Origin of the sequence: Balneicella halophila (genome assembly GCF_003096835.1) — a bacterium.
In the GTDB taxonomy this organism is placed as follows: domain Bacteria; phylum Bacteroidota; class Bacteroidia; order Bacteroidales; family Balneicellaceae; genus Balneicella; species Balneicella halophila.
On sequence record NZ_QENZ01000005.1, the window covers coordinates 23,906 to 49,534 of the forward strand.

At 35.8% G+C, this 25,629-nt stretch carries 23 protein-coding genes; 16 read left to right on the forward strand and 7 right to left on the reverse strand.

Annotated features, from left to right (window positions below; all coding sequences use genetic code 11):
• Positions 1–249 precede the first annotated feature (249 nt).
• Positions 250–441, forward strand: coding sequence for a cold-shock protein (locus tag C7377_RS07185; protein ID WP_116496676.1), 192 nt, complete (start codon positions 250–252; stop codon positions 439–441).
• A gap of 96 nt (positions 442–537) precedes the next feature.
• On the opposite strand, the gene C7377_RS07190 is transcribed toward C7377_RS07185, so the two are convergent.
• From C7377_RS07190 to C7377_RS07205, 4 genes are read right to left on the reverse strand one after another with little or no spacing between them, the layout of a single operon-like run.
• Complete coding sequence (locus tag C7377_RS07190) at positions 538–804, reverse strand: arginase family protein (RefSeq protein WP_116496677.1); 267 nt, start codon at positions 802–804, stop codon at positions 538–540.
• Between the two features lie 11 nt (positions 805–815).
• Positions 816–1,232 (reverse strand): arginase family protein, encoded by a 417-nt coding sequence (locus tag C7377_RS07195; protein ID WP_133241471.1) that lies wholly within the window; start codon positions 1,230–1,232, stop codon positions 816–818.
• A 42-nt stretch (positions 1,233–1,274) separates the two neighbouring features.
• The gene (locus tag C7377_RS07200; RefSeq protein WP_116496679.1) at positions 1,275–1,463 is read right to left on the reverse strand and encodes a hypothetical protein; all 189 of its coding nucleotides are present in this window, start codon (positions 1,461–1,463) and stop codon (positions 1,275–1,277) included.
• Positions 1,464–1,487: 24 nt separating this feature from the next.
• Entirely contained in the window at positions 1,488–2,903 is a 1,416-nt protein-coding gene (locus C7377_RS07205) for a DUF2130 domain-containing protein (protein WP_116496680.1), read from the reverse strand.
• A gap of 176 nt (positions 2,904–3,079) precedes the next feature.
• On the opposite strand from C7377_RS07205, the gene C7377_RS07210 reads away from it, so the two are divergent.
• Entirely contained in the window at positions 3,080–4,570 is a 1,491-nt protein-coding gene (locus tag C7377_RS07210) for an SGNH/GDSL hydrolase family protein (RefSeq protein ID WP_116496681.1), read from the forward strand.
• The gene (gene nadD / locus C7377_RS07215; protein ID WP_207778453.1) at positions 4,570–5,145 is read left to right on the forward strand and encodes a nicotinate (nicotinamide) nucleotide adenylyltransferase; all 576 of its coding nucleotides are present in this window, start codon (positions 4,570–4,572) and stop codon (positions 5,143–5,145) included. The genes C7377_RS07210 and nadD overlap by 1 nt, the downstream gene beginning before the upstream one ends.
• Here nadD and C7377_RS07220 read toward each other — a convergent pair.
• The gene (locus C7377_RS07220) at positions 5,142–6,461 is read right to left on the reverse strand and encodes an MATE family efflux transporter (RefSeq protein ID WP_116496683.1); all 1,320 of its coding nucleotides are present in this window, start codon (positions 6,459–6,461) and stop codon (positions 5,142–5,144) included. The two genes, nadD and C7377_RS07220, sit on opposite strands and share 4 nt — an antisense overlap.
• Before the next feature lie 141 nt (positions 6,462–6,602).
• On the opposite strand from C7377_RS07220, the gene C7377_RS07225 reads away from it, so the two are divergent.
• The 3 genes from C7377_RS07225 (at position 6,603) to dnaB (ending at position 11,226) form a co-directional block, all read left to right on the forward strand.
• Positions 6,603–6,977: a hypothetical protein gene (locus C7377_RS07225; RefSeq protein ID WP_116496684.1), complete on the forward strand. Its 375-nt coding sequence runs from the start codon at positions 6,603–6,605 to the stop codon at positions 6,975–6,977.
• A gap of 187 nt (positions 6,978–7,164) precedes the next feature.
• Entirely contained in the window at positions 7,165–9,465 is a 2,301-nt protein-coding gene (locus tag C7377_RS07230) for an ATP-dependent helicase (RefSeq protein ID WP_116496685.1), read from the forward strand.
• A gap of 222 nt (positions 9,466–9,687) precedes the next feature.
• On the forward strand, positions 9,688–11,226 hold the full coding sequence (dnaB, locus tag C7377_RS07235; protein WP_116496686.1) for a replicative DNA helicase: 1,539 nt from the start codon (positions 9,688–9,690) through the stop codon (positions 11,224–11,226).
• Here dnaB and C7377_RS07240 read toward each other — a convergent pair.
• Positions 11,223–11,954: a pseudouridine synthase gene (locus C7377_RS07240; protein WP_165806870.1), complete on the reverse strand. Its 732-nt coding sequence runs from the start codon at positions 11,952–11,954 to the stop codon at positions 11,223–11,225. The genes dnaB and C7377_RS07240 overlap by 4 nt on opposite strands.
• 143 nt (positions 11,955–12,097) lie before the next feature.
• Between C7377_RS07240 and mdh the strand changes: the two genes are divergently transcribed.
• The 5 genes from mdh (at position 12,098) to C7377_RS07265 (ending at position 18,260) form a co-directional block, all read left to right on the forward strand.
• A complete protein-coding gene (gene mdh, locus C7377_RS07245) occupies positions 12,098–13,033 on the forward strand; it encodes a malate dehydrogenase (RefSeq protein WP_116496688.1) in 936 nt (311 codons plus the stop codon).
• Between the two features lie 95 nt (positions 13,034–13,128).
• Positions 13,129–13,491, forward strand: a complete 363-nt coding sequence (locus C7377_RS07250; RefSeq protein ID WP_116496689.1) for an arsenate reductase family protein — start codon at positions 13,129–13,131, stop codon at positions 13,489–13,491.
• On the forward strand, positions 13,467–13,895 hold the full coding sequence (locus tag C7377_RS07255; protein ID WP_116496690.1) for a retropepsin-like aspartic protease: 429 nt from the start codon (positions 13,467–13,469) through the stop codon (positions 13,893–13,895). The genes C7377_RS07250 and C7377_RS07255 overlap by 25 nt, the downstream gene beginning before the upstream one ends.
• Before the next feature lie 85 nt (positions 13,896–13,980).
• On the forward strand, positions 13,981–16,947 hold the full coding sequence (secDF, locus tag C7377_RS07260; RefSeq protein ID WP_116496691.1) for a protein translocase subunit SecDF: 2,967 nt from the start codon (positions 13,981–13,983) through the stop codon (positions 16,945–16,947).
• A gap of 191 nt (positions 16,948–17,138) precedes the next feature.
• The gene (locus tag C7377_RS07265) at positions 17,139–18,260 is read left to right on the forward strand and encodes an OmpA family protein (RefSeq protein ID WP_116496692.1); all 1,122 of its coding nucleotides are present in this window, start codon (positions 17,139–17,141) and stop codon (positions 18,258–18,260) included.
• Positions 18,261–18,333: 73 nt separating this feature from the next.
• On the opposite strand, the gene C7377_RS07270 is transcribed toward C7377_RS07265, so the two are convergent.
• Positions 18,334–19,542, reverse strand: a complete 1,209-nt coding sequence (locus C7377_RS07270; protein ID WP_116496693.1) for a M20 metallopeptidase family protein — start codon at positions 19,540–19,542, stop codon at positions 18,334–18,336.
• A 45-nt stretch (positions 19,543–19,587) separates the two neighbouring features.
• Here C7377_RS07270 and C7377_RS07275 point away from each other — a divergent pair, with 45 nt between their 5' ends.
• The 5 genes from C7377_RS07275 to C7377_RS07295 all read left to right on the forward strand — a co-directional run bounded on the left by C7377_RS07275 (position 19,588) and on the right by C7377_RS07295 (position 25,464).
• Positions 19,588–20,652, forward strand: a complete 1,065-nt coding sequence (locus tag C7377_RS07275) for a DUF1573 domain-containing protein (protein ID WP_116496694.1) — start codon at positions 19,588–19,590, stop codon at positions 20,650–20,652.
• 107 nt (positions 20,653–20,759) lie between these two features.
• Positions 20,760–21,854, forward strand: a complete 1,095-nt coding sequence (gene meaB, locus C7377_RS07280) for a methylmalonyl Co-A mutase-associated GTPase MeaB (RefSeq protein WP_116496695.1) — start codon at positions 20,760–20,762, stop codon at positions 21,852–21,854.
• A gap of 24 nt (positions 21,855–21,878) precedes the next feature.
• Complete coding sequence (gene lpdA, locus C7377_RS07285) at positions 21,879–23,270, forward strand: dihydrolipoyl dehydrogenase (RefSeq protein WP_116496696.1); 1,392 nt, start codon at positions 21,879–21,881, stop codon at positions 23,268–23,270.
• Between the two features lie 130 nt (positions 23,271–23,400).
• A complete protein-coding gene (gene xseA, locus C7377_RS07290) occupies positions 23,401–24,762 on the forward strand; it encodes an exodeoxyribonuclease VII large subunit (RefSeq protein WP_116496697.1) in 1,362 nt (453 codons plus the stop codon).
• Positions 24,763–24,807: 45 nt separating this feature from the next.
• Positions 24,808–25,464 (forward strand): cysteine dioxygenase, encoded by a 657-nt coding sequence (locus C7377_RS07295; RefSeq protein WP_116496698.1) that lies wholly within the window; start codon positions 24,808–24,810, stop codon positions 25,462–25,464.
• The last annotated feature ends 165 nt before the right edge of the window (positions 25,465–25,629 follow it).

Sequence of the window (25,629 nt, forward strand, 5' to 3'; positions counted from 1 at the left end):
TTGTAATATTAGGTAGTGTCAAATATTAGCGGTACGTTTGCACCATAATATAAAAGACACCTATTTAAGTCCGTTTACAATACAATTAGTTTTATCGAGTTTTACTCATCTTTCCAATTATATTTTCACAACAACTTTACCAATAGCGTTTCTGAAAAGAATGGATGTTTCCATTGTAAGATCGCAAATCATTATGTGTCTTTTTATTATAGAAAATAATAATTAATAAAACATTTAAAATTAAGTAAAATGCAAGAAGGAACAGTAAAATTTTTCGACACAACAAAAGGATTTGGATTTATTACAGCAACTGAAACAGGTGAGGACATCTTCGTTCACAACTCAGGTTTAGTAGATGATATCCGCGAAAATGACAAAGTACAGTACGAAACTGAACAAGGAAGAAAAGGTTTAAACGCAGTTAACGTTCAAGTACTGTAATTAAGTAACCAAAATAAACGCTTTATCTTTACATGATAAAGCATAACTAAAGACCATCTGAAAATGATGGTCTTTTTTTGTGCAATCAAGTGTTTGTTACTGTTTATTTTTTGCTTTGATAAAATCTGAAATAAGGAAACTGAGAAATTCTCCCACTTGAGTTCTCGTTAGTTCATCGGAACTTATAGCAGGTGCACCTTCGCAGATATGCAAATAGCTTGTATTTTTGTTTTGTGCCATATACGAAGTGAAACGCCGTGCTTGCTCGGGAGTGAAACCACTCGGAGTTATGGCACTGCTAGGAAATCCCTGTATAGAGTCCAAGTCTATTTCAATACCATAGGGTTTTTCACTGATAAACATTATTCCTCGCTCTAGTTCCGCATCAAAATCACGTGATTTGTATATGGCGATCTGCTCAAATGTATTGAGTTTGAAATTGTCATTTTTAGCAATCGTGTCAAAAATATACTGTGGCGTTCTTCCAATTTTCTAAGATCTGTATGTGCATCTAGATTGACCACGTTTATCGGCGTTTTTTTGGCTAACGATAATCCTTTCAGGTTGCCATAAGCATTGTTGTGCCCACCACCTACAATAATAGGAGTTTTCTTGCAATCAATGATTTGCTGAACCAAACTGGAAACTTCATTATCAATTTTTTTGACCAATGCATCTCCTTCTTTTTTACTCATATATTCAAAGTCCATTACGTCTTCGAAAAAGTCCAAGTGCCCTAAGATTAGGATATCTTTACCTGTAATAAATTGGTTTTCTTGAATGTTGAGCAATGAAGTAAGTGCAGGAGTGTAAGCGGAGTACGCACCCCCAACTCAACGGTTCATTCGCACACCGATATCTTCCGGAATACCAAAAAGAACATATTTATAAGGAGACCTTTTTAGTTCTTCGAGATAATCTTCTTGATTCTTGATCACAGAAACAACTTCGCCTAATTTTACTTCTCCTTTTCGTGGTTTTATAAATGAATTTAACTCATGTTGGGTAGTTATGTGCAACATGTTATCCTGATTTTTAGAAATTGATTAGAATAATTCGTTTTTCTTATTGGCTTCGTCAAACTTGGCTTTCATAGTCGGATTGCCATGAGTGAGTTTTTTTATGGTAAGGTCATCAGCTTTATTGTTTGCCAGACGCAGGTTGTTCTCAGAAGAGAGCAATGCTTCTTTCGTTTTTTGCAGATGATTGATTGTTTTGTCTATTTCATCAATTGCAGTTTTAAACTTGCGACTCGCTAAGTCGTAATTCCTTGCAAATCCTGTTTTAAAAGCATTTATTTTTTCTTCAAAATTGGTAATGTCGATGTTCTGACTTCTCATCAGATTGAGTTCTGCTTTGTATTTTAAAGAATTCATGGCCGCATTACGAAGCAAGGTGATGATTGGGATAAAAAACTGAGGACGAATCACATACATCTTTGGATATTTGTGCGAAACATCTACAATTCCTTGGTTGTAAAATTCATTATCAGCTTCGAGAACAGAAACCAAAACTGCATATTCGCAATTTTTCTGATTACGATCTTTATCTAATTCTTTAAAAAAATCTTCATTTTTCTTTTTAGTAGCCGTCTCATCACCTTCGTTCTTCATTTCAAACATAATGGAGATGATTTCATTACCCTCATTATCTTCTTCTTTGTAAATGAAATCTCCTTTACTGCCTTGCCTTGCATCATTATCTTTTTCAAAATAAGCATTAGGGAAGGCTGTGGCTCGGATTTTATTAAACTCAATTTCACAATGTTGCTCTAAATTTTCGCCTAACATCTTTGTTGATTGCCTTACTTTAAAATCTTTATAGAATGCAACTTCTTCTTCTTTTGATTTTAATTTAATTTCGTATTTTTCAGTCAATGATTTTTCGAGCAGTTGTTGTTCTATTTCCTTACTTTTTAAATGGCTGGCTAAATCGTCACGTTCTTTTTCTATGGCTTTGGTAGCTTCCGACACTGCTAACTGTTTTTGTACTTCCGCATTCGCTATTTTTGACTGCAAAGTTGCTAGTTCAGACTCTTTTTGTGCTAGTTTTTCTTTAAGCAGTTCCTCTGTTTTTGCTTTGGCATCGGTGAGCTCTTTTTCAATAGCCTTTGTAGCTTCTGATACTGCTAATTGCTTTTGCACTTCGGCATTGGCCATTTTAGATTGCATCTCTGATAGTTCGGACTCTTTATTCGCCAGTTTTTCTTTAAGCAGTTGCTCAGTTTTTGCCTTTTCTTCGGTGAGTTCTTTTTCAGTTCTCGCTAAATGCTGTTGAAATTTCGATCGTTGCTTTTCCTCAGCGAGCTTTATCGCATCATTTTTTTCTTTTTCGGCAAGATGAAGACGCTCCGTTAGTTCTTTGTCAAATTGATTGTCTCTTACTTGTTTTAGAATCGACGCAAATCCTGCTTCGTCTACTTTAAAAACTTTTTTGCAATTTGGACAGATAATTTCGTTCATCTTCTTCTAAATTTATACACTTACATTTTAGCAAATTTACCGAAATTTGAGAGAATTGTCGTTTATTGCTTTAAAAAAAATGATTGACTACGAACTAAAACTGGTAAGAAAAGTATTTTTTAATATCAATCTCAGCTTAAATTTGTCTAATTTTGTTCTTTATAGCTAGATATCTTATGAAAAAAGCATGGTTAATACTTTTTATTGCAGCTTTGATAGGTGTGGGCTTACGCTATGCTTTTCCAAAAGATGCTTTACTGCCTACAGAGGAGAAAAAACATATCGACGAACTTTTAGCTGAAACTTTAAAAGAAGTAGAGAATGTCACTGTGGGTGATACTACGGTCGTTATAGTAGAAAATAAAGCTGTAGAGCAGAAAAAGGACGAACAAAAGTACAAAATACAGCCAGAAGATAAGTCTTTAGTTAAGGAAAACACCTTGGTTGGGTTTTTTGAGAAGTTGAGGGAACTTGAACTGCACAATAAAGGGCAGATTCGGATTGCTTTCTACGGCGATAGCATGCTTGATGCTGACATGTTAGTAATGCAGTTTAGACATTATCTTCAAAAACGATTTGGTGGCAAAGGGGTAGGCTATGTACCCATAACGTCTGTTTCTGCAGCTGGACGGTACAGTGTCAAACATTCTTTTTCCAACACCTGGAATAAACAAACATTTCTAAAAAAGAGAGATACTATATTTCCCTATGGAATTAATGGAGAGAGTTTCTTTGTTGGCGATACAGCTACAATCCAAGAAGCTTATGTTTCCTACAAAAGAGGACCGGCGTATAAGGAATTGAGTTTAGTAAATCCTAAGTTGTTTTATGGTAAACGTAAGGTTTATGATAGCTTAGAACTTGCAACTCCAGAAGTGCATGTTCTCACTGATGAAAATGAAATGGCGGTTTCATTAGACGGAAAGCGTTCTGTAAATATCATCGACTTACCTAATTATCAAAAAAAAATAGTTATTACTGTGAATGATCAAGGTACATTACCTCTATATGGCGTTTCATTTGCATCTTCAACGGGTATTATTGTTGATAACTTAGCAGTGAGAGGCAACTCGGGGCTTCCGCTCACACGACTTCACACAAGTTTGATGAGAGAGTTTAATCAGTATCTTGATTATGATTTAATTATTTTGAGCTATGGTACTAATGTGTTTTCACCAACATATACAAAAGGATTCAGATGGTATAGCAGACGTATGAGCAGAGTAGTAAAACATCTGAAAAATTGTTTTAATGACGCTAATGTGGTGATTATGTCTATGGCAGACAGAGCTTTTAAAGATGGCGAAGAAATGCAAACCCCTGCTGAGCTACCACTGTTTATCCGCGAGCAGAAAAGAATAGCTGATAGTACACAATCCGCATTTTTTAATCTTTATGCAATGATGGGTGGTGCAGGCAGTATGAAAGAATGGGCAGATGCCGAACCTCCGTTGGCAAATAAGGACTATACGCATTTTAATTCCAAAGGAGCGGAGAAAGCCGGACGTATGTTGTTTGACTGGATGATGAATGCATATCAGCGATATAAAGAGGAAAATCCCCTGCAAAACATTTCTGAAGAAAATTTGGATTTAAATAATAATAAAGTATCCCAAGCATCTGAGGTGTTACCAATTATTGAAACACATTCTAAAACTGCACAATAATGAAAATAGGGTTGTTTTTTGGTTCATTTAATCCTATCCACGTAGGACATCTTATTATCGCTAACTACATTAAAGAATATAGTGATTTAGACAGAATTTGGTTTGTCGTAAGTCCGCAAAATCCATTAAAGAAAAAAGCTTCCTTATTAGATGATTATCACCGATTGGAGTTAGTGAATCGTGCTGTGAAAGGATATGATGATTATGAAGAATCATCCATAGAATTCAATCTGCCAAAACCATCTTATACAATAGACACCTTAGTTTATATGAAAGAGCGGTATCCTTCTCATGATTTTCAAATCATTATGGGAAGTGATAACTTGAAGCATTTTCACAAATGGAAAAATTTTGAAATTCTATTGCGCGATTATGAAATTATCGTTTATCCTCGACCGACTTTTGATGTGGCAGATTTTAAATATGAAGGAAATCTAAAAGTGGTAAACGCTCCACTGATGGAGATTTCTTCATCGCTGATACGTAAAATGTATGCAGAAGGTAAGGATCCTTCTTTCTTCTTAGCACCTTCTGTGTATCAATATATTGAGGAAATGCATTTTTATGGAGCCTAGCTAACAAGCTGGGGTTTGTACCTCTTGCGGAAATCCCAAACCAATCCTCCTGCACGTATAAGCATCCATACGAAAAAAGCAGTCCAGATGGCATAAAGCTTCCAATCTAAATAATCAAAGAAAAGCAGAGTAGGAACGAAGCCAATAAAAGTAGCTGTCAAAAGAAGATTTCTTAACAAGGCTGCTTTGCCAAGCCCTTTGTACATCCCATCAAATAGAAAAGCAATAGCATTGATAGGTTGCATAATAATAACGACCCAAAAAACTTCTTCAAATAGTTCAATAATTTCAGTCTGATTTGGAGCAAACCATTCTCCAATAGATCGATAGAATCCAAAATAAAATGCCATTAAAACTAGCGTAACTATAACCATGCTTTTTGAAAGATCGATACTTAATAACCAGAGACTTTTATAGTCTTTAGCACCTAGTAATCTACCAGATATAGCATTGCCAGCATTCGAATAACCATCTAAAATAAATGCTGAGAGCAACCATATTTGCATTAAAATAGACTGCGTATCGATATATGCGGCTCCGTAAGATGTGGCATAGCGACTCGCGAGAAATAAAGCAATATTTAAAGAAGCCGTTCTGGCGATGAGGTTTAGTGTCATTCCTATAGCTTGAGGCATCAGAGGATGCAGTTTCAGCCTAAGTCGTAGTCGGAAAGGAGTTTTTGTAAATAAATAAAATAAAGCAAGCAAGAACATCACGCCTTGAGCTACTAAGCTTGCGTAAGCAATACCTTTAACATGCATGTCTAGTTGCAGAGCAAAGATATAATCTAACACAATGTTTAATAAGCCACCTGTTATGCTAATAGTCATCGCCCAAGAAGTGTTTTGCAATCCTCTAAAGGCACCAAAAATAGTGAATGTTAAAAGCGTAAGAGGATATCCCCAGGCTCTTATTTTATAATATTCTTCACAATAATCGAGGACTAAACCTTTTGCAGCATAGATTTTGAAAATTTCTCGAGCAAAAAAATAGGTGCTACTCAATATAAGGATGCTTATCACAAAATTCATCCAGAATATCTGACTGAATAAGGGACGTATGCCATTTATCTTACTAGCACCGTATGCTTGGGAAACGTAGGCAGAGATTGCAGATTTTGTCTGTGCAAATATCCAAATCAAAGTTGACAAGAAAGCACCAACTAAACCCACACCTGCTAGAGCAGCGACAGTGTCTGTGGGTAAACGGCCTGCAACAGCCGTATCCGTTATCGAAATAAGAGGTTCAACGATACCCGCGAATATGGCTGGAATAGCGAGTCTATTAATTTCTTTAAAGGATACTTTAGCAGTCATAGACCGCAAAGGTAGAAAAAATGAAGTTTTCTGAAAACTAGGTGGTGATTAACACTTATTTAGAACTTATAACAGACTCTTTGTTTGACTTTGGCACAGCACTTGCAATGGTATTATTGAAATTTTAAAATTTAAAAAGACATGAAAAAAGCATTAAAATTATTTGGAATTTTGAGTATTGCATTATTATTCTTAGCATCATGTGATGACGATGATGATCCTAAAGATAATAACGTTTTTGTTGGAACCTATGAAGGTGCGATTGGCTATACCAACGGTGATGAGTCAAAGAGTAATGATAATGGTGAAGTAACTGTTGTGAAAGTTGGAGACAAATACAACTTCCGCTTTTCTGATGGAATACCTTCCATAAAAGATGTCGAAATCGAAAAAGGAGAAAACAAATTTGAAATAGATTGGACAGAAGGTAGTATTATAACTATTGATGAGTCAAATTTAAATATCAAAATGTATAAAGACGGTGAAGCTTGGACAGCCAACTGTAAAAGAAAGTAAGTAAACATTAGTTTTTTAGTTAGTAAAAGAGGGGTAATATTACTCCTCTTTTTTTATGTGAAAAATAATGAGTTTAAGAAAAATTCTTTGTTATTAATTTCTTAGAATTATAGGAATTTATTGACAATGGCTTTGGTTGCTATTGAAATGCCTTATCTTTGAATCTTGAAATAAAAAAATAGCAGGAGTGGATTATTTACAGGATTTAAATGAAGAGCAAAGAAGAGCGGTTGAGCACATAGATGGAGCTGCATTGGTGATAGCCTCTGCAGGGTCTGGGAAAACTCGCGTGCTTACCTATAGAATTGCACATCTTATTGCAAATGGAGTGACACCCCACAATATTTTGGCATTGACATTCACCAACAAAGCGGCTCGCGAAATGAAAGAAAGAATTGCAAAAATCGTTGGTTATGACTATGCTGCAGGTCTATGGATGGGGACTTTTCACTCAGTCTTTGCTAAGATACTCCGCTATGAGGCTGAAGCAATAGGTTTTAACTCTTCGTTTACTATTTACGATGCGACTGATGCAAAAAATGCTGTAAAGCTCATTATTAAATCCCTGCAATTAGATGATTCCGTTTACAAACCTGTAGCTATTTACAATAGAATTTCTGCAGCTAAAAATAATCTTATCACTGCTTCAGCTTATCAAAATAGTCCGCATATACGTGTAAGAGACGAAGCTGCAAAACGTCCAAGAACAGGAGAAATCTATGAAATCTATGCTAATAAATGCCGAAAAGCGAATGCAATGGATTTTGATGACCTTCTATTGTACACTAATATTTTATTTAAAAATAATCCCGAAATACTGGCGAAGTATCAACAACGTTTTACACATATATTAGTAGATGAGTATCAAGATACGAATATGGCGCAATATATGATTATAAAAATGCTTGGACAAGTTCATAGAAACGTTTTTATGGTTGGGGATGATGCTCAAAGTATCTATTCATTTCGTGGAGCTAAAATTGAAAACATTCTGAACTTTAGAAACGATTATAAGGATGCTAAACTTTTTAAGTTAGAAAGAAATTATCGTTCTTCTCAAAATATAGTCAATGCAGCCAATAGTGTTATTGCACGAAACAAAGAGCAATTAAAGAAGGAAGCCTATTCTATGAATGATGAAGGGAGTAAGGTGAAAATAATTAAAGCCCTCACTGATAATGAAGAAGGTTTTCTTGTAGTTAAAGAACTTTTTAATCAATACCATCAAGGTGATAATACATATGAAGATTTCGCAATACTATATCGTACTAATGTTCAGTCACGTATTTTAGAAGAAGCTTTGCGTAAGCATAATATTCCATATAAAATCTATGGAGGCTTATCATTTTATCAGCGAAAAGAGATTAAGGATATGTTGGCTTATTTGAGATTGATAGCTAATCCTAATGACGAAGAAGCACTTCGCAGAGTGATTAATTATCCAAAGCGTGGTATCGGACTCACAACTATTGATAAAGTGGTAAATATTGCGACCTCTGAAGGGAAAAGTATGTGGGAAGTGTTAAGTAATATAAGTGCTTATCGTGATTACTTTAACTCTGGAACGATTAAAAAATTGTACGATTTTGTGCAACTTATCGAAAAATATCGAAAAGATCTAGAAGAAACTTCAGCTTTTGAATTAGCCAAAGATGTTGCCTTACAAACAGGTATTTTACAAGAAATGCGAGTTGATAAAACTCCCGAAGGAATTTCTCGGTATGATAACTTAAACGAATTGCTTAATGGAATTCAAGAGTTTTCCGAAACTGCACAAGAAGAAGATAATGAAGACAATTTAGCCAGTTATTTGGAAAATGTTGCACTCTTAACAGATATGGATAAAGATGAAGGAGACGATAAGAATCATGTTTCTTTGATGACTGTACACGCCTCTAAAGGTTTAGAATTTAAAAATGTATTTATAGTCGGTTTGGAAGAAAAACTTTTTCCTTCTGATATAGGTGGTGATATTACTGAGAAAAGTTTAGAAGAGGAACGCCGGTTGTTTTATGTTGCACTTACTCGTGCTAAGGAACGTGCGTGCTTGTCCTTTGCAGTTACGCGCTACCGCTGGGGAAATGTGCATCAGGAAAATCCTAGTCGTTTTCTCTTTGAACTTGACGAGAAATATTTGGAACAAGATTTAAAAGAATTGACTCATCGTCCAGCTTTTCTTTCGCGGAGCAATACTTTTGGTAAACCCAAATATCAATCATCGAAACCAAGCTATGCCAGTGGTGTTAATACTAACCGTCCAGCACCAAGATTTAAAAAACTATCTAGCACTACAGCCCCATCCAATTTTAAACCTGACGAGGCATCTGCTTTCGAACCCGGTATGCGAGTCATTCACTCCAGATTTGGCGCCGGAGAAATTATGAAAATTGAAGGGGAGGAGCAAAACAGAAAGGCTACGGTAAAATTTATCAGTTTTGGAGAAAAAACCTTGTTGTTGAAATTTGCAAAATTGCAGATTGTAAAGTAATTGAATGTAAGAAAGATTTCTAGTAATCAGATAATTTTACTCTGTGGTGGAATTAGATACAAAAATCAAAATACAGGAAGAAAAAGTATTGATTAGAGTAGATTTAGGTTATTATATTTTATCCGATCTATCATTCCAAAAAGTAATTAACAAAGGGAGGTAAAAAATGAAAAAGCTGTTACCTTTGTAATCCACAAAAAAATAAAAGTACCAATTATCAAGATGGCAAAGCAACAGCAACAAAAGAAAAAGTACGTATCAATAGACCAATTAGCAAGCCAAATCGGCAAAGTGCCACCGCAGGCTATCGAAATAGAAGAAGCAGTTCTAGGGGCTCTGTTATTAGAAAAAGATGCTGTAGTTGCCGTCGGCGATATATTAAATGCAGACAGCTTTTACAAGGAAGCACATCAGCATATTTATAATGCTATTTTTAGTCTCAACAGAAAGGGAGAAAATGCTGATATGCTTACCGTAGTGGAAGAATTGAAACGGATGGAACTTTTAGAAGCAGCAGGAGGTGCGGCTTATGTGGCACAGCTAACAAACAGCGTAGCCTCTGCGGCTCACGTAGAAACACATGCTCGGATTATCCATCAAAAGTTTATCCAAAGAGAATTAATTAGAGTTTCTTCTGAGATTCAGACTGATGCCTATGATGAAAGCGAGGATGTTGCTGAATTACTTGATAAAGCGCAACAAGATGTCTTCGATATTGCTGCCGGAAATATTCGTACAGAGACAAAACCGATAAAACCACTCATTGATGAAGCTTTAGATATTGTGAAAGAGTTGGCAAACCGGGAAGATGGTTTGAGTGGTGTGCCTTCAGGATTTACAGAACTTGACAGGATAACTGCAGGTTGGCAAAACAGTGATTTGGTTATTATTGCTGCCCGTCCCGCTATGGGAAAAACTGCATTTGTGCTGTCTATGGCTCGCAATATGGCTATTATTCACAAAGCTCCTATTGCCATTTTTTCTCTTGAGATGTCTTCTATTCAGTTGGTAAATCGTTTGATTGCAAGTGAAACGGAACTAGGCTCTGAGAAATTGCGTAGCGGTGATTTGAAAGCTTATGAATGGGAGCAATTAAATTCAAAGATTAAGGATTTAGTGGAAGCGCCTATTTATATCGATGATACTCCGGCCTTATCTATTTTTGAGTTAAGAGCAAAGGCGCGGAGACTTAAGCAACAATATAACATCGGCTGTTTGGTGATTGATTATTTGCAATTGATGTCAGCAGGAAATGTAGGCAGAGGTAATCGGGAACAAGAAGTTAGTCTCATTTCTCGTCAGTTAAAGATTATTGCTAAAGAATTAAATATTCCAGTTATCGCATTATCACAGTTGAATCGTGGGGTTGAGCAACGTGCAGATAAGCATAAAAAGCCTATGTTGTCAGACCTTCGTGAGTCTGGAGCCATAGAGCAAGATGCCGATATGGTGCTATTCATTCACCGGCCCGAGGTTTATGGTAAGACTGATGATGATAATGGTAATTCCCTTATAGGAATAGCTAATATTATTATAGCTAAACATAGAAATGGTGCTATTGGTGAAATCTCATTGAATTTCCGTAAAGAATTAGCTAAATTTTCAGATTTAGAAGATAAGGACTACAGTGATATAGCTAGATTTGGTTCTAGAATGAATGATAATGATGATGGTGGAGATACTGTATTTGATACCTCGCCCAATGATCATGCAGATTTTGAAAACTTCAGAAATCAAGAAGATGAGAATACACCTTTCTAAAAGAACTTTATATTCCGAACCTCTTTCTCTGTAAGCATTCGCCAATGACCTCTTTTTAGATTCTTCTTGGTAAGTCCTAAATATAACACTCTATCAACACGTGCTACTTTGTAACCTAAGCTTTGAAAGATTCGTTTTACCACTCTATTCTTATGAGAAAGAATTTCTATGCCCACAACTGATTTATCGACCTGTTTTACCCATCGAATGTTTGGCACTTCTATAAGTTCTCCATTTATTCTTATTCCTTTCTTGATTTTCTCCAGATCTTTTTCTTGCAGAGGCTCATTTAGTTGTACTTGAAAAACTTGTTCCTTTTTGTAAGTGCTAGCCATCAGTTTTTTGGTTAATTCACCATCATTAGTAAACAACAGCAAACCAGTGTCTTCTCTGTCCAATTGTCCTACAGGGTAGATGCGTTCTTTGCAAGCCGTTTTTACGAGTTGCATCACATGACGAGGATCATCTATGTTTTTTACTGTAGCTATAAAACCTTTAGGCTTATTCAGTAAAACGTAAAATCTTCGACGAGCTTGCAATTTTTTATTATCCCACTGTACCGTATCAGTACGACTTACTTTAGTGCCAAGTTGCGTGACTACCTCACCATTTACACGTATTTTCCCTTCTTTAATGAGTTGATCAGCTTCCCTGCGAGTACATACTCCAGCATTGGCAATATATCGGTTCAGACGAATCAGACGATGGGTGTATTTGTGCTCTGGCATAGGATATTTTTTTTGCAAAGGTACAATATCCATCGATATATAGATATGTTCTAAAGTATTTTTTTAGAACAGTGAATTTCTGTTATATTTGTTGAGACATTTTAACACAATAAAATATTTAAAACTCATTTAAAAATACAGATATGAAAATTACAGTCGTTGGTGCAGGAAACGTAGGTGCTACTTGTGCAAATTGCATTGCTCAAAAAGATCTAGCAAATGAACTAGTTTTAGTCGATATCAAGGAAGGTTTAGCAGAAGGTAAAGCTTTGGATATGTGGGAAACTTCTCCAATTAATTATTATGACACCAGAGTAAAAGGTGTAACTAATGACTATGAAGCTACTGCTGGTTCTGAAGTTGTCGTCATTACTTCTGGTATTCCTCGTAAGCCAGGAATGAGTCGCGCTGACTTGATTGCAACGAATGCAGGAATCGTGAAGTCAGTAACTGAAAATGTAGTGAAACATTCTCCAGATGCAATTATTATTATTGTTTCGAATCCATTAGACGTAATGACTTACGCTGCTTATTTGACATCAAAGAAAGCATCGAATAAAGTGTTTGGTATGGCAGGAGTGTTGGATACAGCACGCTACCGTTCTTTCTTAGCTGAGGCTCTTGATGTTTCTCCTAAAGATATTCAAGCACTGCTAATGGGAGGACATGGTGATACTATGGTTCCACTTCCACGTTATACTACAGTGAGCGGTATTCCTTTGAAGGAGTTAATTGATGACGACAAATTAGAAGCTATCATTGAACGTACGAAGACAGGTGGTGGAGAACTAGTAAATCTTATGGGAACTTCTGCTTGGTATGCACCGGGTGCTGCTGCTGCCCAAATGGTTGAAGCTATAGTGCGTGACCAAAAACGTATCTTCCCAGTATGTGCTTACTTGAATGGTGAGTATGGTATGAAAGATATTTATTTGGGAGTTCCTGTAAAATTAGGAAGAAACGGTATCGAGGAAATCATTGAAGTGAAATTGAATGAGGAAGAAAAAGCACTTCTAGATAATTCAGCAGAGGCTGTAAAATCAGTGATGAAAGTGCTTGACGAAATGGATATGTTCTAGAATATCTAATAATAAAATCAATAAAAAGGGGTTGTTTTGTACATCAAAATGCCCTTTTTTATTAAATAATCATATTCGAAATTAAGATTATTACGATGACAAAACTTTTATTAGTACAATATCCCAATTGCAGTACTTGTCGTAAAGCAAGCAAGTGGCTGGCAGATGATAATATAGATATTGAGTCAAGACACATAGTTGAAGACACTCCCACAAAGGATGAACTCGCTGAATGGATTAATCGCAGTGAGCTTCCAGTAAAGAAATTTTTTAACACTTCCGGAAAGGTTTACAGGGAAATGAATTTGAAAGATAAGGTAAAGACCGCCTCAGAAGAAGAACTAATAAAACTCTTGGCTTCAGATGGAATGTTAATAAAGCGTCCTATTGTTGTTGCTGATGATTTTGTGTTGGTAGGATTTAAAGAAGAAGAATGGAAGGAGAAGTTGCTAAAATGATGAAAATCCCTCTGGAAATTCTCACTCTCGAGGATAATAGCTACCACCTTTTAATAGATGTATTAATAAATGATGAAATTCATGGTAAAATGGTGGTAGATACAGGAGCTTCACGAACGGTGATTGATGCTACTTTGGCATTTGCCATTGATGAACTAAAAGAAACACCCTATACCAGTGGAATTGGGGGACAAGTTGATGTAACTTTTACCACATTGAACAGCTTAGCACTTGGAAATTTCCTAATAGAGGGTGTTTCCTTAGCCATGATTGATTTATCAACAGTAAATGAGGCATACAAACAAGTGTCAATAGAACCTATTATTGGACTTCTGGGTAGCGACTTGTTATTAAAATATCAAGCAAAAATAGATTACAAAGAAGCTAGTTTATATTTAGAATAAAGCTTTGGAAGTTATTTTCTAAAAAAATAAATTATCTTTGTGAGTTGAAAAAATACAATAGTATAACTTAAAACTTATATACAGAATGCAAAACAAAGGATTATTCCTCACGCTTATCATAGCGGTATCATTAGCATGCTTGTATGCATTATCTTTTACCATGGTAACCAAAAGTGTGGAAAGAGATGCTAGGAGCTACGCGTCGGGAGACTTACAAAAAGAAAAACATTATTTAGACTCTATGTCTTCAAAGGAGGTTTATCCTCTTTTAGGTTACACTTACAAAGAGAGTAAAGAGCGTGAGATTAATTTGGGACTAGACTTACGTGGAGGTATGAACGTAACTATGGAAGTGGCTGTGCCGGATATCCTTGTTGCACTTTCAGATCATAGTAAAGATGAGAACTTCAATAAAGCTATCGCCTTAGCTAAAGAGGAACAGAAAGAAAGTCAAGCAAACTTTATCGATATTTTCCAAAAGCATTTTGAAGCTATTGCGCCAAATGCAAAATTATCTTCGATTGATATCTTTGGTATGCGTCTCAAGAAACAAGGCGTAAACGAAAATACAAGTAATGATAAGGTGGTTAGTATTTTGAAAAAGGAGGCTGAAGCTGTTATTGACAATACCTTTAACGTTTTGCGTACTCGTATTGATAAGGTAGGTCTTACTCAGCCAAATATTACAAAATCTGATATTGCTGGTCGTATTGTGATAGAGCTTCCGGGGGTTAAAGATCCGGAACGAATTCGTAAATTATTGCAGGGTGCTGCTAATTTGGAATTTTGGGAAATATACTCAGCAAATGAAATATACCCAATCCTTTCCATGGCCAATAATAAATTGATAGAACTGAAAAGCTTAGAAGCTACTGGAGAAGAAGAGCTAAGCGAAGAAGCTGATAAAGTTGAGGAAGTTAATGAAGCAACAAATACAGAAACTTTGCAGTTAGATAGTCTTTCATTAGGTTTGGAAAATGAAAAAGGAGAAAAAATTGATGAGGTAAACAATCCATTATTTTCATTAATGTCATATCAGATGCAAGGTGGAGTCGTTTCTGTTAAGGCTAAAGATATGGATAAGGTTCAAGAATATCTTGACCTGCCACAGATAAAAGAATTGTTTCCAGCTAATATGAAAATATTGTGGAGTGGACAGTCTGTTGAACAAGGAGGAGAAGAGTTCTTCGACTTATATGTTGCAAAAGTGAATACACCAAACGGACAAGCTCCTCTTACAGGAGATGTTATGGTAGATGCTTCACAAAGCTACAGCAATAGAGGAGGAATCAATAGTCCATCTATTAGTATGACAATGGATAGTGAGGGAGCGAATATTTGGTCAAAATTGACACGTAAAGTAGCTACAAACTATGCTGGAGCTCAACAACCGGGACAAATCGCCATTGTTTTGGACAATTTAGTGTATTCAGCTCCTTCTGTAAGAGAAGAGATTAACTCACGTACATCTGAAATTACAGGTACATTTACAATTCAAGAAGCACAAGATTTAGCAACAAAATTAAAGTCGGGTAAATTGCCGGTTCCAGCACAAATTGTTTCGGAAGAAATTATTGGGCCATCATTAGGTAAAGAACAAGTGAAATCAGGAATGTATTCATTTATCATAGCCTTTGTTTTGGTTTTGGTTTATATGTTCTTTTTCTATAGTAAAGGGGCTGGTTTAGTGGCAAACATTGCTTTGGTCGCTAACGTATTCTTTGTGTTTGGAGTTTTAGCTTCGTTTGGTGCAGTGTTAACGCTTCCAGGAATTGCCGGTATCGTCTTGACTATCGGTATGTCTGTAGATGCAAATGTACTTATTTATGAACGGGTACGAGAAGAGTTAGAAGCCGGAAAGCACATCAAAAAAGCTGTTTCAGATGGCTATAAAAATGCTCTTTCAGCAATTATTGATGGTAACGTAACTACTTTCATTACAGGATTAATATTGTTTGTATTCGGTTCAGGACCTATCAAAGGTTTTGCTACCACTTTGATGATTGGTATTGCGACATCATTATTTTCAGCTATTTTCATTACACGTATTATAATAGAGAACAGATTATCTAAAGGAAAGAGTATTACGTTCTTTACAAAAGCAACAGAAAATTGGTTGAAGAATACAAAAATTAATTTCTTAGGAAAACGAAAGATTGCTTATATCATTTCCGGGATTCTTATCACAATAGGGTTGATTTCTTTAATGACGAAAGGTCTAAATAAGGGTGTTGACTTTACTGGAGGGCGTACCTATGTGGTGAAGTTTGATAATCAGGTAAACACGCATGACCTTATAAAATCTTTGCAAGATGTTTATGAAACACAGCCAGAAGTGAAAACATACGGAGGTAATGATCAAGTAAAAATTACTACTAAGTATAGAATTGATGAAGAAGGTTCAGAGATAGATGATGAAGTGGAAGCGTTACTTTATGAAGGATTAAAACCTTATCTTACTGAAGGCACAACTAAGGCAGATTTCTTAGAAAACAATAGAATAATGTCTCAGAAAGTAGGACCAACTATAGCTGATGACATCAAACGTGATGCTCTGATAGCTACTGGCTTTGCCCTGATATTTATTTTCTTGTATATCTTAGTTAGATTCCGTAACTGGAAATATGGATTGGGTGCTGTAGCAGCCTTAGCACATGATATTATTATTGTACTAGGATTATTCTCTGTTGCTTATGGATGGTTACCTTTCTCTCTAGAGATTGATCAAGCCTTTATAGCTGCAATACTTACCGTAGTTGGTTATTCTATTAATGATACTGTAGTCGTATTTGACCGCGTACGTGAATACATTGGGTTACATCCACGTGCTAAAGAGTATGAGGTAGTAAATAGTGCATTAAATAGTACATTGAGACGTACCTTCTCAACCTCACTTTCAACTTTTGTTGTGTTATTAGCAATTTTCTTGTTTGGAGGAACTTCTATCCAAGGATTTATATTTGCATTGCTTATTGGAGTTATTGTGGGTACTTACTCATCATTGTTTATTGCTTCACCAATATCTTATGATGTAGCAAGGAAGAAGAAATAGGAATAAAAACATTAATAAGATGTATGTTTCTAGGGAGTGTTAATTTTTAACACTCCTTTTTTATTCTATGAAAAAAACTTATCTTAGTAAAATGTTAAAAAAGGTTATTTTTTGAATTTTAAGAGTATCGGATTTTGGCATAGTATTTGACTTTATGTTTATTTAATTATTAATACTTAATAAAAAACTTTATGAAAAAGATTAATTTATTACTTACAAGTGTGGCCTTATTTATTGGCTCATTCGCATTTGGACAGAGTTTTGATGAGAAACTACCATCAAACCCTACACCTGGCAAATGCTATGTTAAATGTATTACTCCTAATGTATTCGAAACAAAGGAAGTAACCATCCAGACTGCTCCTGAATATACAGTTTTAAAGATGGTTCCTGCTGAATTTAAGACAGAAGAAGAAACTTTTATGTCTAAGCCAGCTTACAAAGAATATACATTTACTCCTGCAACATTTAAAACGGAATATGTAACTGTAAGAGTTGAGCCAGATTATAATAAAGTGAATATTATTCCTGCTAAATTTAAGCCTAGTTCTGAGGAAATTGAAGTTTTCCCAATGGTAGGGAAATGGGAATATGGTACATTGCCAGGTTGTAAATCAGCTAATCCTGAAGATTGTAGAACTCTTTGCTGGAAAGAAACTCCTGCAAGATATAAAACTGTTCCTACTAAAGTTTTAGATACTGATGCAACGAATACAACTACTTTAGTGCCAGGGAAAGATAAGAAATATCCAATCCTTGTTATGGACGTTCCTGCACAAGTACATGAAAAAACAATTCCTGCTGAGTATAAAACAGTAACTAAGCGCGTGAAAGTTAAAGACGAAACTGTAGTTGAAGAAAAAATTCCTGCTGTTTACAAGACTGAAGAGATTCAAGTATTAAAATCAAAAGGTGGTGTAACTGTTTGGGAAGAAGTTGACTGTGGATTGTTAGATTACAGTTTATTACCAATTTATTATGATTTGAATAGCGCTAGATTAAGAGAAAGTTCTAAAGCGATTATTGATAGCAAAATCTATAACGTAATGAAGCAAAAGCCAAATGTATCTGTAGAGATTGCTTCTCACACTGACTCTAGAGGAAATGCAGCTTTCAATAAAGATCTTTCACAAAGACGTGCACAGTCTGTTGTTGATTATTTAGTTTCTAAAGGAATTCAAAGAAATCGTTTGGTTGCTAGAGGATTTGGTGAAACTCGTTTAGTAAACAAATGTTCTGATGGTGTTGATTGTACTGAAACACAACATCAACAAAATAGAAGAACTGAGTTTAGAATTATTGGTGCAAACTAATAATAAGTTCAATAAAATATTAAGAGCGATGAGACTTCATCGCTCTTTTTTTATAATATGGTTTTATTATTCTCTATTTTATTTTAGCTAAATAAGAAAATGCTATCCAAGCCATAGTACCCATTGAAGTCTTCAGTGCATTTGCGTCCCCTAGAAATTTAGGAGTATGCAGACTAGATGATTCATTTTGATGTGCTGGTTTTATCCCAAACCGATAAAATGTAGCAGGATATTTTAAGGTGTAGAAGCCAAAATCTTCACCAGCCATTCTCATAGGAAGTTCAACAACATTCTCATTGCCTAAATAAGCTTTAGCTTCGCTTTGAGCTAATAATGTAAAATCTTCTCTGTTGGTCACTGCTGGATATCCATGACTAATGTTTACTTCACAACTAGCTCCGTACACTTTAGCTGTGAGCTCAGCAGTATTCCTTATCAGGTTTTTTGCCTCATTTCTCCATTCTTCATTCATACAACGAAGAGTTCCAGCAAGTTTTACCTCATTAGGAATTACATTGGTTGCACCGTCTGCGATGAATTTGCCAAAAGAAATTACGCTAGGAGGTAGTACAGGGTTCTTTCTTCTACTCACAATATGCTGTAAAGACACAATTATTTGTGAAGCAGCCAAAACAGTATCATTGAGTTGGTGGGGGAAACCTGCATGACCACCTTTACCTTTTATGGTAAGATATATTTCGTCAGCAGATGCCATATAAGGACCGGCTCTAAATCCTATTTTTCCTGTTGTTACTTCCGGGTCTGTATGTTGACCCACAATCCAATCAATATTGTAATTCTCCAAAATGCCTGACTCCATAATCATTTTAGCACCTGAGGGCATGTATTCTTCCCCAGGCTGGAAAATAAGAATAACTTTACCTTTGATTTTATCTTTAAGTTCTTGTAAAATTTTAGCAGTGCCAAGCAGGGAAGCTGTGTGCATATCATGACCACATGCATGCATCACACCATTTGTTTTTGAGCGAGGGCTATGGTTCTCATCTTCTTGTATTGGAAGTGCATCCATATCTGCACGTAGCGCTATGGTCTTTCCAGGCTGGTCTCCTTGAATTTCTGCAATTACTCCCGTTTCAATGATTCTTTTACTGTTGATGCCATACTCAGCAAGTTTATTTTCAATATATCGAGCAGTGTTGTATTCCTTAAAGGAGAGTTCAGGGTGCTGATGTAAATAATGGTAAATGTCTATGACTTCAGCTTCATGAGTTAAGGCTAATTGTTTGATAGACTTTATAAAATCTTCGTGGCGAGATGGCATAGTATTTGATTTCTGTACAGAACAAAACTATCAAATATTAATTAAATGAAAAAGCGGATTATCATATTATTAACTTTCTTTTTGCCAGTTCTTGTTTTTGGGCAACAGGAAGTGATGAAATTTAAGAAAACAACTCATGATTTTGGAACGATTAAAGAAGAGGGCGGATCTGTAACTCATGTTTTCGAATTTGAAAATATAGGAGAAATTCCAATCTTGATTAGAACTGTAGAGGCATCGTGTGGTTGTACTACGCCTGCATGGACTAAGGAACCTGTGCTTCCTGGTGAAACAGGTATAGTGAAAGTTACTTACAATCCAATAAATCGTCCGAATAAGTTTACGAAAACAGCAAATATTACCACTAATGTGGGTAGTAAACGATTGATTATTAAAGGATTTGTAACGCCTAGACCTAAGAGCTTGTCCGAATTGTACCCAAAGAAGATGGAACAATTGCGTTTAAAGACGTCATATGTTATGTTTAATGAAATAGGCAACGGTAAAGTGGGGAAACTTATGGTAGAAGCTGTAAATGATAGTAATGATATTATAAAAGTAAAATTTGGAGACACTCCATCGTATATTACAGTATCCATCGATAAAGTAGAATTAAAACCCAAAGAAAAAGCAACTATTGAAGTCATATACAATGCTAAACAAACCAATTTCTGGGGATTCCATAGTGATATAATTCCTGTATATGTTGATGAGGTTGTAAAATCGTCTAATAGTTTGATAGTAACCGCTACGGTTATCGAAGATTTTTCGGATTGGACTGATGAACAAATTAGTAATGGTCCCGTAGTGGGAATTGACAAGCTAGAAGCACAGTTTGTCTCTGCATTGTCAGGTGACTTATTTAAAGCTCAATTTAAAATAACAAATGTAGGAAAACAACCCCTCATATTACGAAAAATCGATACATCTTCTGACTTCTTGGAAGTAAAACCTACTAATACTGTTATTCAACCGAATACTCAGGGATTACTAAATGTTACTTTTAAAACAAAGGGAAAGAAAGGTTACCAAAATCAACAGATAACCATTATAACGAATGCACCTGAATTACCTGTATTTAATCTGAGAGTGAGTGGTTTTGTAGAGTAATGAAACTTAATCATTAAAAGTTAAAAGAAAGGATTGTCTTTTTTTAGGCAATCCTTTTTTATTTGTAGCCTTATTTTGTATCTTCGTACCTTGTAATACATATGACAATGGCACACATAGAAGATAAAGAAGATTACAAAAGTTTGGGAGTGATGAAGGGGGTTGAAACACCACCTGTTGTTAATCCTAAAGCCTTAGAACGTGTTAGGAAAATAAAGAGGGTGAAACTTAACTTAGAAAGCCTTGTTCAAGGAATTCTTGCTGGTAGGTCCGATGTTTTAGCACGTGCTATAACTTTGCTTGAAAGCACAAAGAAAGAGCATAGAGCATTAGCGCAGGAGGTCCTTGAAAAATGCCTCCCTCACACAGGTAAGGCACTTCGCATAGGTATTACAGGTGTGCCTGGTGCAGGGAAAAGTACATTTATTGAAGCTTTTGGTAAAATGCTTACAAAACAAGGCTATCGTATTGCTGTGCTAGCCATTGACCCTAGTAGCCAAAAATCTAAAGGAAGTATTTTGGGTGATAAAACTCGAATGGAGGAACTTGCCGGTGATTCAAAAGCATTTATTCGTCCCTCACCATCAGGAACGTCATTAGGAGGTGTTGCTCGGAAAACTCGAGAAGCGGCTTTGTTTTGCGAGGCTGCCGGGTATGATATCGTACTGATAGAAACTGTTGGTGTCGGGCAGTCGGAAACCGCAGTGCATTCTATGGTGGATTTCTTCTTGTTATTACAAATAGCTGGTGCAGGAGATGAATTGCAGGGCATAAAGCGAGGCATCATGGAGATGGCTGAGTTGATTGTAATAAACAAAGCTGACGGAAATAATAAACAGAAGGCTGCACTAGCCAAAGTTCAGATTGATAACGCATTGCATTTGTTTCCACCACCAGATTCAGGCTGGTATCCAACATCTATGACTTGTTCTTCCATAGATAAAAATGGAATCCCGGAAATATGGGAAAAAATACAAGATTATTTTGAGTTTACGAGAGCTAATGGATACTTGAATGCTCGACGTCGCGAACAGGCAATTTATTGGATGCACGAGTCTATCAATGAATATTTGAAAGATGACTTTTTCAATGATGAAGTGGTGAAAAAGAATTTACCTATTAAGAAACAGCAAGTGCTCAATAATCAATTGAGCTCATTTATTGCAGCCAATCAGTTATTTAAAGAATATAAACGTAGATAAAAATTCAATTATAAACTTAATGTTATGAAATATGATTTAGTCGTAGTAGGAAGTGGCCCAGGAGGTTATGTTGCTGCTATTAGAGCGTCTCAATTGGGAATGAAAACAGCCGTGATAGAACGTGCAGAGTTAGGAGGGATTTGTTTAAATTGGGGATGTATCCCAACAAAATCTCTTATGAAATCTGCACAAGTGTTAGATTATGTTAAACATACAGAAGAATATGGAGTGAAGGTAGAAGGTGCTACTGCTGATTTTGAAGGTATCGTAAAACGCAGTAGAGGTGTTGCTGATAAAATGAGTGGAGGAATTCAATATTTATTCAAAAAGAATAAAATTGACGTAATCAACGGTTTTGGGAAATTAAAATCCAAAGGTGTCGTTACTGTTACTAATGATAAAGATGAGACTCAAGATGTTGAGGCTAAGCATATTATTATTGCTACGGGTGCTCGTTCTAGAGAGTTGCCTAATCTTCCGCAAGATGGCGAAAAAGTCATTGGTTATCGTCAAGCTTTGACACTGAAGAAAATGCCGAAATCTATGTTAGTCGTAGGTTCAGGAGCTATCGGTTCGGAGTTTGCTTATTTTTATGCATCTATGGGAGCAAAAGTGACTCTTGTTGAGTATTTGCCTAATATTGTACCATTAGAAGATGAGGAAGTTTCTAAACAACTAGGACGTTCCTTTAAGAAAATGGGCATAAAAGTAATGACTAATTCTTCTGTTGAGAGTTTAGATACTTCGGGAGACTTGGTGAAAGCGCAAGTAAAAAACAAGAAAGGAGAGATGGAAGAACACGAAGCTGAGATTGTACTTTCTGCTGTAGGTATTGCGCCTAACACTGAAAATATCGGCTTAGATGAATTGGGAATTGAAACGGAGAGAGGAAGAATTAAAGTGAATGACCATTATGAAACTAATGTTGAAGGTATTTATGCTATCGGTGACGTCATTGAAACAGCTGCCTTAGCACATGTTGCTTCTGCTGAGGGTATTCATTGTGTCGAAACTATCGCAGGCGAGAAACCTGAAAAGATTGATTACACTAACATTCCAGGATGTATTTATACAAGTCCCGAAGTGGCTTCTGTTGGAATGACCGAAAAGAAAGCAAAAGAGGAGGGTTACGAGATTAAAGTGGGTAAATTCCCATTCTCTGCCTCAGGTAAGGCAAGTGCTGCCGGTGCTAATGAGGGTTTCGTAAAACTGATTTTCGATGCTAAGTATGGAGAATTGCTAGGTGCACATATGATTGGTGCTAATGTAACTGAAATGATTGCTGAATTAGTACTAGCAAGAAAGCTGGAAACTACAGGGCACGAAATTATCAAAGCAATTCATCCACACCCAACAATGTCTGAAGCAGTGATGGAGGCTGCTGCAGCTGCTTATGATGAGGTGATACATATCTAATAAATAGTATTTTTACATACAATAAATAAAAGAATTACTGGGAACCTTGAGTTTTCGGTAATTCTTTTTTTATAGGTTTCTGTAAATTTTAAATCAACCTCAAAAAGAATTTTCTCAGTATCTTTGCTAAATGGCAAATAATTCTATCTCACTACTCGAATTAAATCAAAAAATTAAGCAAGGAATTGAAGGGCTTTTCCCTTTTCCTGTGTGGGTAGTTGCTGAAATAAGTGAATTAAATGTTAGAAATCATTGCTATTTGGAATTAGTAGAGCGCGATGAGTCAACTGACCGTATTGTAGCTAAAAGTAGAGCAATGATATGGTCATATACTTACAATCTATTAAAGCCTTATTTCGAGACAAGCACAGGTTATGAATTGAGTGCAGGATTGAAAGTGATGGTGCAAGTGGAGGTGCAACATAGTGAACTCTATGGACTAAGTTTGAGCATCAAAGACATAGACCCCAATTATACCTTGGGAGATATGCAACGTCGAAAACAGCAGATTATTCAACAACTAAAGGATGAAGGAATTTTAGAGATGAACAAATCTTTAGAATTTCCACTTGTACCTAAAAATATTGCTGTTGTTTCTTCTGAGAAAGCCGCCGGCTATCAGGATTTTATAGAACAATTAACCAGTAACGATTCGGGTTTTAAGTTTCATATTCAGTTATTTCCAGCTATGATGCAAGGTGAGCAAGCAAGGTTTACAATAATGCAAGCTTTAGAAAATATCTATTGCTATGAAGAAGTGTTTGACGTTGTTGTAATCATTCGTGGTGGAGGTGCAGTTTCTGATTTGTCTTGTTTTGATGATTATGAATTAGCAGCTCACGTAGCTCAGTTTCCTCTTCCCATTCTTACAGGTATTGGGCACGATAAGGATGTGTCAATAGTTGATGAGGTTGCCCATTTAGCATTAAAAACACCGACTGCAGTGGCTGCATATCTTGTTAATAGTTTTGAGTCGAGAGAACTAGAAATATTTTCGATGATAGAATCGTTTGCTGTAGCCATAAATAATCATCTTGACGAACAGCAAGACCTGATTTCGGGATACTATAATTCGCTGAAATATACGTTGCCTTCATTGCTAAAAGAGACTAAACAGGAACTTGCAACTATAGCAAAAGACCTAAATTATATACTGCAGGATAAATTATCCTTTGCAATAAATAGGCAAGAACATTTAAAGCAAAAACTTCAATATGCACTCAAGCATCAAAAAGTCAAAGAATGTGAACAAATAGCTTACTTAGAGCGTAAGTTGGTACACCGAACTCAGCAATATCTAACAAAGAAAGAAGATGATATTAATCATAAAATGCAATTGATGGAATTGGTTTCTCCGCAAAAAATATTAGAAAGAGGCTATAGCATTACTATTTTTGATGGGAAAGTAGTGAAAGACGCTACAAAGCTTACCAAAGATGATGAAATAACAACACAACTTGCTAAGGGGAAAATAAAAGCAACTATTAAATAATATTTTATCTTTGTATAGAAACATCCTGTAGAAATAACGAAGTGTATGGAATCTATAGCATCAGAAAAACTCAAAAAACTTATTAATACTCTTAACTCAAGAACACAATGGAATAGTGCATCCGTGGTGGGAGTCGTTGAAGAAATGAGAATTGATGAAAAGGATATTTATTTGTATCAGCAATATACTCACGACCCTAAATTGAGCTATGGAAGAAAACAAATTTATGCAAATGAACTTTACCAGATTTATCTCATGTCATGGAATCCTGGTGATGCTACTGCTATTCATGACCATGGGAAAACGGGTTGGGGCTGTGTACAATTTCTTGGAGAACTCGAGCACAGAGAATACCTCATAGAAACAAACTGTCTTAAACTAAAAGAGAAAGATACCATATTAAAAGACGTCATTGTGCCCATTGATAAAGATCTTATTCACCTGATGTCTAATGCTGAGGAGGAACGAGTGTGCTCATTGCATATTTATGGAAATAATAATGAATGCGTAGAAGATAAAAAAGCCAGTATCTACCAGCCAGAGTTTAAACGAAAAGTAATAACTTCAGGTACTGCTTATTTGAATATGGATGACAATGAAGTCTTTTCTACTGGAGAAATGCCTGATATGTCTGAAGAAGACTATAATGATTATCTAAAACTGATAACTCCATTTTATGAACGGATAGGAAAGAATATTTAGAAGCGGTAGCTTTTCCGTAATTTGCAACCAAAGTCTCGCTTTCCGTTACTATCTTTTTTGCCTCCACACCAATTACCTAACAAAAAAAGGATTACCACTGCAATCGGGGCTATTTATTGGTAGTTTGTTTGTCTTTATCATAGAAAATCGAACTGACAAAGGCTA